At 57.4% G+C, this 11,726-nt stretch carries 8 protein-coding genes and 1 tRNA gene; 3 read left to right on the top strand and 6 right to left on the bottom strand.

The window, feature by feature from the left end; translation table 11 throughout:
- Positions 1-30 precede the first annotated feature (30 nt).
- The 4 genes from tig to V8J88_RS10130 form a co-directional block, all read right to left on the bottom strand.
- Positions 31-1,371 (bottom strand): trigger factor, encoded by a 1,341-nt coding sequence (gene tig / locus V8J88_RS10115; protein ID WP_338849341.1) that lies wholly within the window; start codon positions 1,369-1,371, stop codon positions 31-33.
- Between the two features lie 29 nt (positions 1,372-1,400).
- Positions 1,401-1,487 (bottom strand) — tRNA-Leu (locus V8J88_RS10120).
- A gap of 341 nt (positions 1,488-1,828) precedes the next feature.
- Complete coding sequence (locus V8J88_RS10125; protein ID WP_338849342.1) at positions 1,829-4,951, bottom strand: efflux RND transporter permease subunit; 3,123 nt, start codon at positions 4,949-4,951, stop codon at positions 1,829-1,831.
- On the bottom strand, positions 4,948-6,102 hold the full coding sequence (locus V8J88_RS10130; protein ID WP_338849344.1) for an efflux RND transporter periplasmic adaptor subunit: 1,155 nt from the start codon (positions 6,100-6,102) through the stop codon (positions 4,948-4,950). The genes V8J88_RS10125 and V8J88_RS10130 overlap by 4 nt, the downstream gene beginning before the upstream one ends.
- 337 nt (positions 6,103-6,439) lie before the next feature.
- Here V8J88_RS10130 and hpnC point away from each other — a divergent pair, with 337 nt between their 5' ends.
- From hpnC to hpnE, 3 genes are read left to right on the top strand one after another with little or no spacing between them, the layout of a single operon-like run.
- The gene (gene hpnC, locus V8J88_RS10135) at positions 6,440-7,282 is read left to right on the top strand and encodes a squalene synthase HpnC (RefSeq protein ID WP_338849346.1); all 843 of its coding nucleotides are present in this window, start codon (positions 6,440-6,442) and stop codon (positions 7,280-7,282) included.
- Positions 7,283-7,342: 60 nt separating this feature from the next.
- Entirely contained in the window at positions 7,343-8,176 is an 834-nt protein-coding gene (gene hpnD, locus V8J88_RS10140; RefSeq protein WP_338849347.1) for a presqualene diphosphate synthase HpnD, read from the top strand.
- A complete protein-coding gene (gene hpnE, locus V8J88_RS10145) occupies positions 8,163-9,539 on the top strand; it encodes a hydroxysqualene dehydroxylase HpnE (RefSeq protein ID WP_338849349.1) in 1,377 nt (458 codons plus the stop codon). The genes hpnD and hpnE overlap by 14 nt, the downstream gene beginning before the upstream one ends.
- Positions 9,540-9,637: 98 nt before the next feature.
- Here hpnE and V8J88_RS10150 read toward each other — a convergent pair whose 3' ends face one another.
- Both V8J88_RS10150 and V8J88_RS10155 read right to left on the bottom strand, forming a co-directional pair.
- The gene (locus V8J88_RS10150; protein ID WP_338849351.1) at positions 9,638-10,006 is read right to left on the bottom strand and encodes a DUF5329 family protein; all 369 of its coding nucleotides are present in this window, start codon (positions 10,004-10,006) and stop codon (positions 9,638-9,640) included.
- Between the two features lie 13 nt (positions 10,007-10,019).
- Positions 10,020-11,429, bottom strand: a complete 1,410-nt coding sequence (locus tag V8J88_RS10155) for a Gfo/Idh/MocA family oxidoreductase (protein WP_338849352.1) — start codon at positions 11,427-11,429, stop codon at positions 10,020-10,022.
- Positions 11,430-11,726 lie beyond the last annotated feature (297 nt).

The raw sequence follows: 11,726 nt of genomic DNA on the forward strand, positions 1-11,726 counted from the left end.
CAAGGGCGGCATCGCCGCCCTTTTGCCTGATTATGCGCGCGCGCCCATCAGTTCGTCAAAGCCGATTGCCTTTTCGGTAATCTTGGCTTGCGACATCACATGGTTGACCACGTTTTCTTCCAGCACCAGGGCTTCAACTTCAGCCAGACGGCGGCGGTCGCTGTAATAGTACTTGACCACTTCAGTCGGATCTTCATACGACAGGGAGAAGTCATCCACCTGGGCTTTCACCTGTTCCGGCTTGGCTTGCAGATCAGCGTTCTTCACCAATTGCGACAGGATCAAACCCAGGCGCACGCGGCGTTCGGCTTGTTGCGCAAACAGTTCCGGCGGGAAATTCACGTCTTTGACGTTCATGCCGCGCTGCGCCATATCCTGACGCGCGCCTTCGGCCATGCGGCCGATTTCCTGTTCCATCAGGGCTTTCGGCACGTCCATTTCAGCAATCTTGATCAGCGCATCCATCACGCTGTCTTTGTTGCGTGCGCGCAGACGGGCTTTGACTTCACGTTCCAGATTGACGCGGATGTCATCACGCATCTTGCCCAGATCGCCGTCAGGAATGCCGAGCGATTTGGCGAAATCTTCATTGATTTCCGGCAGATGCGCCCATTCCACGTTTTTGATGGTGATGGTGAATTCGGCGGTTTTGCCGGCCACATCCTTGCCATGGTAGTCTTCCGGGAAGGACAGCGGGAAAGTCTTGCTTTCGCCGGTCTTCATGCCGGTGGCGGCGTTTTCAAATTCTTCCAGCATCTGGCCTTCGCCCAGCACGAAAGCGTAGTCGGTGGCGGCGCCGCCGGCAAACACTTCACCGTCAATCTTGCCTTCAAAGTCCAGGGTCACGCGGTCGCCGGCTTGAGCGGATACGTCTGCGCCGCCGTCGCCGTGTTCATGGCTTTCGCCCTTGGCGTGGAAATGCACGCGCTGTTTGCGCAGGATTTCGATGGTCTTATCGATTTCCACGTCGCTGACTTCAGCGGTCAGTTTTTCCAGTTCCAGGCTGCTCAATTCGCCCAGCGAGACTTCGGGGAATACTTCAAAGGTGGCGTTGAAAGCGATTTGACCTTCCGGCACGTCGCCTTCTTTTTGTTCAAAGCGCGGGAAACCTGCCACTTTCAGATTGGCGGCATTGGTGGCTTCATAAAAAGCGCGGCCGATTTTATCGTTCAGCACATCGCTTTCGATTTGATAGCCATATTGCGCAGCCACCATCTTCATGGGCACCTTGCCCGGACGGAAGCCCGGCGCCTTAGCGGTGCGCGCTCTATCCTTTAAGCGCTTTTCAACTTCGTTTTGCACGTCGCTCAACGGGAGGGAGATAGTCAAGCGGCGTTCGAGCTTGTCCAAGGTTTCGACTGCAGTAGCCATGTAAAAATCGTCCAAAAAAATACACACGGTGGTGCGAGGAGGGGGACTCGAACCCCCACACCATTGCTGGCGTCAGGACCTAAACCTGGTGCGTCTACCAATTTCGCCATCCTCGCGCGAGGGTTTCCTGCTCAACCGGGAACATTCCCGGGCGGCTTGGCGTGCGCTGCCGCCAGCCTTCCAACAGCTGCGCCAAGACTTTGCACGCCGGCTATAAACAGAAAGGGCGACCACTCATCCGGTCGCCCCACTTGCGTGCAGCCTGTCTCGGCCTTCCAGGGCGGCGGGAACCTTCGCCCGCTGCGCCAGTCAATCTGCGTCAATTCCGCATCTGCCCGGCTGCAAGCTGCCGCCCCCAAACCTGAAAGCGGCAATTTTAGCTGATTTCAGTTGGAATGTGCGCAAATTTCAAATTATCCAGGCCGCAGCACGCAAAAAGGCGGCTGCGGCGATTTTTTTACGCTTTTTTGACCCTGAACCATGCCGCATACAGCGCCGGCAAAAACAGCAGCGTCAAGCCGGTGGCGATAATCAAACCGCCCATGATAGACACCGCCATCGGCCCCCAGAATACCGAGCGTGAAAGCGGGATCATGGCCAGCACCGCCGCCGCCGCCGTCAGGATGATGGGGCGGAAGCGCCGCACCGAGGCATCCACCACCGCATCCCAGGCCGGCACGCCGCGCGCGATATCCTGCTCAATCTGGTCAATCAAAATCACCGAATTGCGGATGATCATGCCAAACAGCGCAATCACGCCCAGCTGCGCAACAAAGCCGAACGGTCTTTGCAGAATCAGCAGCGCCAGCGCCGCGCCTGCGATGCCCAGGGGCCCGGTCAAAAACACCAGCAGTGCGCGTGAGAAGCTGTGCAATTGCAGCATCAAGAGCGTGAAGATGATGAAAATCACCAGCGGCACATTGGCGGCGATGGATTGTTGCGCCTTGCCGCTGTCCGCCGCCGTGCCGGCGATGGCGATGGCATAGCCCGCCGGCAATTTTTCGCGCATCTTCTGCACTTCTTTATCGACCTGGCTCGAAACTGTGGTTCCCTGAATGCCATCGGCGACATCGGATTGCACGGTAATCGCCCATTCGCGCCCTTCACGCCAGATCACTCCCGGCTCCCAGGCGAAATGCACATGCGCCACCTGCCCCACGGTGACTGACTTGCCGCTGGCGGTTTGCAAATTGGCATTGCGTAAAATCTCAATGGTGGAACGCTCATCCGCCGGCTGGCGCACCACAATATCGATCAATTTATTATCTTCACGATATTGGCCGATGGTGGTGCCGGACAAAATTGTATTCGCCACCCGCATCACACTGCTGGAAGTAATGCCCAGCGCGCGCAGCTTGTCCTGATCCAGATCCAGGCGCAGGATTTTGATCGATTCATTCCAATTGTCATTCACGCCAATGGTGTGGGTATTGGCGCGCATCAAGTCTTTAACCTGATCGGCAATCGCACGCACCTGGCCGACTTCCGGGCCGCTGATGCGGAATTGCACCGGGTATTCAACCGGCGGGCCATTCGGCAACAATTTCACGCGGCCACGCACTTCAGGAAAATCAGTGCGCAGCGCCTCAGTGATTTTTTTACGCACTGCTGCGCGCGCGGCCAAATCCTTGGGCAAAATCACCATCTGCGCCACATTGCTTTGCGGGAAGATTTGCGACAGCGAAAGGAAAAAGCGCGGGCTGCCGGTGCCAACATATGAGGTCACGCTTTCCACGCCCGGCTGTTTGCGCACAAAGCTTTCCACTGCCAGCAATTGTTTTTCCGTTGCCTCAAACGAACTGCCCTCTGGCAACCACAGCTCAACCAATAATTCAGGCCGGTTGGAATCCGGGAAAAATTGCTGCTCAATATATTTGAAGCCAAACAGGCCGAGTATGAAAATCGCCAGCGTGGCGGCAATCGTGGTTTTACGCCAGGTCACGCACCAATTCACCAGCGCACGGAAACGGCTGTAAAACGGGGTGTCGAATAATTCATGATGGCCATCCGCATTCGCCGCCGGCTTGACCCGCAGCAGCACATAGCCGATGTAAGGGGTAAAGATGACGGCGGCAAACCAGGAAATGATCAGCGCCAGCGCATTCACCGAGAACATGGAAAAGGTGTATTCGCCCGCCGCTGATTTGGCCAGGCCAATCGGCAAAAAGCCGGCTGCCGTGATCAATGTGCCGGTCAGCATCGGCATCGCCGTCGAAGTATAGGCAAAGGTGGCGGCGTCAAAGCGCGAAAAGCCCTCTTCCATTTTGCGCACCATCATTTCCACCGCGATGATGGCGTCATCCACCAGCAGGCCCAGGGCGATGATCAGCGCGCCCAGGGAAATCTTGTGCAAATCAATATTCAACATCTTCATGCACAGGAAAGTAATCGCCAGCACCAGCGGAATGGTGAGCGCCACCACCAGACCGGGGCGGGCATCCAGACGGAAGGGTTTGGTGTGCAAACCGAGCGCGATAAAGCTCACCGCCAGCACAATCAAGACCGCTTCAATCAGGGTGTTGACGAATTCACTGACCGAGGCTTTGACCGCGCGCGGCTGATCAGCCACCCGCTCCAACTCAATCCCGACGGGCAGCTTGGCGCGGATTTTTGCGCTCAATTGATCTAAATTTTTACCCAGCGCAATGATATTGCCGCCCCGCTCCATCGACACGCCAAGGCCGATCACCTGCTTGCCGTTAAAGCGCATCTTGTCTTGCGGCGGGTCGCGGAATTCGCGCTTGATGGTGGCGATATCGCCCAGGCGGATATTCACGCCATTGGCGCGCAAGACCATGTTTTCCAGGTCTTTCACCGATGTCAGCTGGCCAGTCACTCGCACCTGAATATTATCGGTGGAAGTATGCATCACACCGCTGGCTTCCACCCCGTTCTGGCTGGAAAGCTGATTGATGATGGCTTCAAACGGAATCCCCAGCTGGGAAAATTTCTTGTGCGAAATCTCGATATTGATTTTTTCATCCTGCACGCCAAACAGCTCCACCTTGGCCACCGTCGGCACGGAGAGCAGCTGCTGACGCACAAAATCGGCATAGTCCTTCATCTCGGCATAGGTGAAGCCATCGCCGGAAATCGCGAAAATCGAGCCGAACGTGTCGCCGAATTCATCATTAAAGCCCGGCCCCAACACGCCGGCCGGCAAAGTCGGGCGGATATCGCCGATTTTTTTGCGCACCTGATACCAGGCGTCCTTGGTTTCCTGCGGCGTCGCCGATTCCTGCAACTGCAAGATAATGATGGTTTCACCCGGCTTGGAATAGCTGCGGATTTTGTCGATATGCGGGGCTTCCTGCAACTTGCGTTCCAGCTTATCGGTGACCTGCTCGGCCACCTGCTGCGCGCTGGCGCCCGGCCAGGCGGCGCGCACCACCATGGCGCGGAAGGTAAAGGGCGGATCTTCGTCCTGCCCCAGACTCATATAGGCGAGCACGCCGCCAATCAGCATCACTGCAATCAGATAGCGGATTAAAGGGATATGCTCCAAGGCCCAGCGTGACAGATTGAAGCTGCCGGCATTGAGCTGGCCGGGCGTGTTTTCCGGTGAAGAAGGGGTGCTCATTTGGCGGCCCCTGTCTGCGATGCCGCCGCCGTTGCGCTGGAAGCGATTTCACGGCTGCCCATCGGCTCCAGATCCGCCGCCTGCACCGGCGCGACTGCGGCCTGCGGCAAAATTTTGACTTTCTGGCCGGGTTTCAGCAGATGCACCCCGGCGGTGACCACTTGCATACCCTCCTTCACCCCATCCGACAGCAGCATTTCATTGCCGGAAGGCGCCGCCACCTTGACCGGGATCAATTTCACGCTATCGCCTTGCACCACCCACACCGAGGTGATGCCTTTTTCCTGGTACAGCGCAGAGAGCGGCACGCGGATCATGCGCTGCGCCAGCTTATTGCCAAAGGAAACATAGGCCGTCATGCCGAGTTTGACTTCAGGCGGCGCGTCCAGAATCGTGACTTTTGCGGCATAGGTGCGGGTGGCCGGATCAGCCACCGGCGATAATTCGCGCAACTTGCCGCGCAGCAGGGTTTTTTGATTGGCCCAGAAGCGCACTTGCACATCCTGGCTCTTGGCGATCAGATCAAGCTTGTCTTCCGGCACGCCGATTTGCACTTCACGCTCGCCCATCTGGGCAATCCGCAACACCGGCGCGCCTGGCGCCACCACCTGCCCCACTTCGGCGTCCAGCGCCATCACCACCCCATCCATATCCGCGCTCAAGGTGGCGTAATTGGTTTGATTGCTTTGCGCTTGCAAACCGGCCTGGGCCTGTTCCAAACTGGCTTGCGCCGCTTTATATGCCGTGTCTTTAGCGTCCAACACTGCTTTACTGACGAAATTCTTGTCGAATAATTCCTGATAACGCCGCCTTTCGGCTTGCGCCAAATCGCGATTGCTTTGCGCCGCCCGCATCGCCGCCTGCGCGCCTTCACGCGCCAATTGCAAATCCTGCGGATCGAGTTGCAGCAGCGGCTGACCGCGTTTCACCACCTGCCCCACCTCCACCAAACGCTTGGCGACTTTGCCGCCCACACGAAAACCCTGACGCGATTCAATCCGCGCTTTGACCTCGCCGGCAAATTCAAACGAGGATTCGATATGGCTTTGCGCCAGCGTCATGATGCGCACCGGGCGCACATCTTCTGTTTTTTCGACAGGCTTGCTGCAAGCGCTCAAGCCAAGCAAGGCGGCCAGCAGGCCGGAAGTCAAGAATAGTCCAGCGCGATGCTGCAAAGTTGTGCGCTTTGCGCCTGCTGGCAAGTAGCGTTGATCTGACACGGCAAAATCCTTTTCCGGTTGTGGCTGCGGATTTTTTCGCAGCCGGGACACAAAGACTCAGGAAGCAAGACAGTACAATGCAATGCGCCATGCATAAATTACTGACTTAGTGGTCAGCAATTATAATGTGCGCTTCATTCTTTGCAAATGACTTTCGCGTCATTTATTTATCGATTATTTATTTGATACATTTTTAACACATTGCTGCAGAATCCGGGCTTGCATTTACCGCCTGCCTTGTATAGCCCCTGCCCTTACTATAGAACCTATGCCAGTCGAACACTATGAAAACTTCCCGGTAGCCTCATTCCTGCTGCCGGCCCGTCTGCGCAGCGCGGTTGAAGCAGTGTATGCCTTTGCGCGCAGCGCCGACGATATTGCCGACGAAGGCATGGCCACGCCGCAACAACGCCTGGCCGCACTGCAACACTACGAAGCGCAATTGCAGCGGATTGCAGCCGGCGCCAGCTTGTCCGAACCGCTATTTATCCGTTTAGCCCAGGCGCTGCAGGCGCACCAGCTGCCGATTGCCGCCTGCCACGCCCTGCTCTCGGCGTTTATGCAAGATGTGCAGATTAAGCGCTACGCCAGCCATGCCCAGGTATTGGATTACTGCGCGCGCTCGGCCAATCCGGTCGGTTGCCTGATGCTGCATTTATATCAAGCCGCCACGCCGCACAACCTGACGCAATCAGATGCGATTTGCAGCGCCTTGCAAATCATTAATTTTTTGCAAGATATTGGCGTCGATCTGGAAAAAGACCGCATTTATCTGCCGCAAGAACAGATGGCGGCTTTTGGCCTGAGCGAAGAGGCGCTGTTCGGCTTGGCCAAACGCGCCCCCGGCGCAGCTCTGCCGGCCAATTTCATCGCCCTCATGCAAGCGGAAATTGCGCGCGTGCGCAACTTGATGCTAAGCGGAGCCGACCTGGCGCTGCGCCTGCCGGGCCGCATCGGCTGGGAATTGCGGCTGGTGGTGCAAGGCGGTTTGCGCATTCTGGAGAAAATCGAAGCCAATCAATACGATGTGTTCCAGCGCCGGCCCAAGCTTGGCAAGCCGGACTGGTTGCTGCTGATCTGGCGCGCAATGCGCATGCGCGCGCAGGCATAAAGCCCGGAGCCAAGGCTTTTTCGGCTATACTCCCGGCTTTTGCCAGCCACTGCGCCACCTATGTCACCTGACGAATATTGCCAGCAAAAAGCCGCGCAAAGCGGCTCCAGCTTTTATTACAGCTTTCTTTTCCTGCCCAGGGAAAAACGGCTGGCGATCACGGCCTTGTACGCTTTTTGCCGCGAGGTGGATGATGTGGTGGATGAATGCACGGACGACAGCGTGGCTCGCAATAAACTGGCCTGGTGGCGGCGCGAAGTCACCGCCATGACGGCAGGCAACCCCAGTCATCCGGTGACGCAAGCCTTGGCGCCGCATATGACGCGCTTCAAATTACAGGCGCGTCACTTGCAAGCGATTATTGATGGCATGGAAATGGATTTGGATCAGACCCGCTATCTGGACTATCCCGGTTTGCAAAAATACTGCTGGCATGCGGCTGGCGTGGTCGGCATTTTATCGGCCAGCATTTTTGGCTATTCCGACCCGGCCACTTTGCAATATGCGGAAAAACTGGGGCTGGCGCTGCAACTCACGAATATCATCCGCGATGTGGGCGAAGATGCGCGCCGGGGCCGCATTTATATCCCGGTCAATGATTTACAGCAATTCAATGTCAAAGCCGCTGATTTGCTCAAAGGGCAATACAGCGAAGATTTTGTCAAACTGATGCAATTCCAAGCCGCACGCGCACGCGCCGTGTATCAGGAAGCGTATGCCCTGCTGCCGCCCGCTGACCGCAAACCGCAAAAAACCGGCCTGATCATGGGCGCGATTTATCACACCCTGTTAGATGAAATCGAACGCGACGGCTTTCATGTGCTGCAGCAAAAAATCTCCCTGACCCCGATCCGCAAGCTCTGGATCGCCTGGAAAACCTATGTCCGCAACTGAGGCCATCGCCGTCATCGGCGCCGGCTGGGCCGGTTTGGCGGCGGCTGCGCGCCTGAGTTTAAGCGGCCGGCAAGTGCATTTGTATGAACGCAGCCGCAGCCTGGGCGGACGTGCGCGCAGTCTGGAACTGCCTGAGATTTGCGCCACCCCGCTCGATAATGGTCAGCATATTCTGCTTGGCGCCTACCGCCACACCTTGCAACTCTTGCAAGACTGCGGCGTAAATCAAGCAGATGCATTTTTGCGCTTGCCGCTGCAATTCCCCTACCCCGGTTTTGATCAGGCGGACTGGAAGCAACGTCCATTTGGCAGCGGCATGTTGTTTGAAGCGCCGGCCTGGCCGGCCCCGCTGCATTTGCTCGCAGCGCTCTTGAAGGCGCGCGGCTTGAATTGGGAAGATAAACTGGCCTTATCGCGCTTTTCCAGCACCGCGCGCTGGATGGATTGGGATTTGCAAGTCGATTGCAGCGTCACCACTCTGCTGGAACGTTATGCGCAAACGCCGAATTTGTACCGCCTGCTGTGGCGCCCGCTGTGCCTGGCGGCCTTGAACACGCCGCCGGAATGGGCTTCGGCGCGGGTATTTTTACATGTCTTGCGCGACAGCCTCGGCGCCGCCCGGCGTCAGGCCAGCGATATGCTGTTGCCGCGCCGCGCACTGGGCGCGCTGTTGCCGCAAGCCGTCGAAAGCTTGCTCAAGACAGGCGGGGCCAGTATTTTTAATGCTTGTGCGGTGCGCGGACTGCAAGCGCAAGACGGCGTCTGGCTCTTGCACAGCAAGCAAGGGCAAAGGACATACAGCAAGGTCTTGATCGCCACTGATCCCTGGCAAGGCGCGACCTTGCTGCAGCAAGCCGGCGTGCAGGAATTGGCGGCGCAACTCCAGGCTTGCACGCCGCGCGCCATCGCCACCTGCTATTTACGCTATGCGCCTGAACTGAAACTGGCGCGCCCTTTTTACGCGCTGTGCGATACGCCAGAAGCGCCGGGGCAGTTTGTATTTGACCGGGGCTGGCTTGATCCGGCGCAAGCCGGGGTGCTGGCGGTGGTGATCAGCGCGGCGGAAATTGACGCCGCCGCCTTGCCGCAACAGCTCATGGCGCAACTCGCAGCGCAATGTCAGATGCCGGAACTGCGGCACGCGCAGGCCAGCCGCGTGATTTGTGAAAAGCGCGCCACATTCAACTGCGAGCCGGAATCTGACAAATGGCGCCCCGCCGCGCCAGAGGCCGCGCCCGGCTTGTGGCTGGCCGGCGACTGGTTGCAAGACCCCAAAGCGCTGTATCCTGCCACACTGGAAGGCGCTGTGCGCAGCGGCGAAGCAGCGGCCAAAGCCCTGCTGAAAGCCGCCGCCGCGTCCTGATTCAAACTATCAGATAAAAAAGTAGCACGCCTTGCAGTGCGCGAAGCTGCAAAAATGCGGGCTTGGCGGTAAAGCCCTGGGCCAGGCGCAAAGACAGCTTACTTGCCACTCAGTCTTTGCTTTTTCAGCTCGCCTTGAAACCAGTCAGCGCTTTTCAGTTCCGCCAGCTTAGGGCAGCGCACCTTGTATTCATCACCCGAGGTGCTGCTTTGGCTGGCCGCTTTCTTGATGAAATCTTCCGCCGACTTGATTTGATCGCGCTGCTCCAGGTATTCACGCTTTTTTTGCAAATGGGCGGCGGCTTGTTTGCCATCGTACCAGGCGCCGTTGCGGCCAAACTGACAATCCGAGCTTTCCAGAGTCGATAACAAGTGGCTGATCTCAGCGCGCGCCTGCGGCGGCGTGATCGCCAGTGCAGACAGGCTCGCGCCAAGCATCAGCCCGGCCAGAATACATGCTTTTTTCATATTGCCACACACTTTATAACTGAATATCCACCACCGGCCACGGCTTGGCGCTCTGCCAGCCGCCGCGCGTAAAATCCGGCACATCTTTGGCGTTGCCGCGATCGGCCACCGAAGCGCAGGAGAGCGGGAAAATCGCCGACCATGCGGCGGCGTCATACACATCCTGATCCAGCGGCAAACCATGACGCAAACAATACACGATGCGCCAGAGCATGATGAAATCCATGCCGCCATGGCCGCCGTTTTTCAGCGCCAGCGCTTCGAGTTTTTTCCACAAAGGATGGTCAAAGCGCTTTTGCCATGGCGCCATATCGTGCTCCCACTCATGGAAAGCTTCGTGTTTGCCATCTGCGCTCATACGTTTTTTACCATCCAGATATTCCAGCGCAATGCGCGCCGGAAAACCGCCAAACGCGCCATTTGTGCCCAGCACAAAATTATGCCGCGTGTATGGGCGCGGGGTGGCGGTGTCATGCTGCAGCATAATCGTGCGGCCGGAAGCGCATTTGATCAGGCTGGTGTTCAAGTCGCCATTGATGTATTGCAGCTTATTGCGCGGGTGTTCGGGTGGGAATTCTCGCTGGCTGTAGGCGGCAAAGGAGCGCGCCGGCGAGCTTTGCGAATTCAGATACAGAAAACGGTCGCCGCGATTGATGCCGAAATATTGTGCAATCGGGCCTAAACCGTGGGTCGGGTACAAATTGCCGTTTTTGCGCGTGTGCCACAAGGTGCGCCAGGAACCGGTGGAGCGCTCCAGCTCCTTGATCTGCCAGCGCAAGTCGTGAATATACGCGGCTTCGCCATGCAACAGCTCGCCAAACAAACCGGCGCGCACCATATTCAAGAGCATCAACTCTTCCCGCCCATAGCAGACATTTTCCAGCATCATGCAATGCCGCCGGGTGCGTTCAGCGGTTTGCACCAATTCCCAACAACCTTCGATATCGGTTGCCGCCGGCACTTCGACAAACGCATGTTTGCCGGCGTTCATCGCGTCCACACTCATCCGCACATGCCACTCCCAGGGGGTGGCGATGATCACCGCATCGACATCTTTGCGCTCCAGCAATTTCAGATAATCGCGCTCGCCGCCGCCATACAACACGGGCTTAGGCTGGCCGGCTTTTTCAACATACGCGGCGGCGCGCTGCAAGACGGCGGCGTCCGGGTCGGCAATCGCGGTAATGCGGCAGCCCTCAATCGCGGTCAGGGATTTACACAAAAAACCGCCACGCTGGCCAACCCCGATCAAGCCAAAGCGCACCAAAGGCAACGCTTCAGTGCGCAAATCGAATACACGGGAGGAGGATTCGGCCACTGTGGCGGCTGCGGCGCTTGCACTCGCGCCGGCGGAAAGCGTGGCGCCGGAAGCTTTGAGGAAAAAACGGCGCCTGGAATCAGGCAAAGGCTTTTGATCAGACATGCGGCAGACGCCAAAGGCGTGAAAACAGGTGACAGGAAAAGACGCGCATTTTGCAACGCCGGACTTGATGCAATTGTGACGAATGCGCCAGACAAACAAAGGTAAATTATATCCGCCCTCACCCCGCAACAGCAAAGCTGCGCGACTGCTTGCAACAATTCCAGAGAAAAAATGCATCCAGGCAAGCAAGCTAACACATATCTGATAAAACGCGCTATTATCAAAAGCATGGTTGCAGTGTCTTTAACTGTCCAGCACATTTCTGGAATTGCCGTCAGGCGCGTGAGAAGGGGTGTG

It is taken from the genome of Massilia sp. W12 (assembly GCF_037300705.1).
Classification (GTDB): domain Bacteria; phylum Pseudomonadota; class Gammaproteobacteria; order Burkholderiales; family Burkholderiaceae_D; genus JACPVY01.

Coding starts and splice junctions, on each gene's coding strand:
- tig (WP_338849341.1), bottom strand. CDS start 1,371: ATGGCTACTGCAGTCGAAACCTTGGACAAGCTCGAACGCCGCTTGACT.
- V8J88_RS10125 (WP_338849342.1), bottom strand. CDS start 4,951: ATGAGCACCCCTTCTTCACCGGAAAACACGCCCGGCCAGCTCAATGCC.
- hpnC (WP_338849346.1), top strand. CDS start 6,440: ATGCCAGTCGAACACTATGAAAACTTCCCGGTAGCCTCATTCCTGCTG.
- hpnD (WP_338849347.1), top strand. CDS start 7,343: ATGTCACCTGACGAATATTGCCAGCAAAAAGCCGCGCAAAGCGGCTCC.
- hpnE (WP_338849349.1), top strand. CDS start 8,163: ATGTCCGCAACTGAGGCCATCGCCGTCATCGGCGCCGGCTGGGCCGGT.
- V8J88_RS10150 (WP_338849351.1), bottom strand. CDS start 10,006: ATGAAAAAAGCATGTATTCTGGCCGGGCTGATGCTTGGCGCGAGCCTG.
- V8J88_RS10155 (WP_338849352.1), bottom strand. CDS start 11,429: ATGTCTGATCAAAAGCCTTTGCCTGATTCCAGGCGCCGTTTTTTCCTC.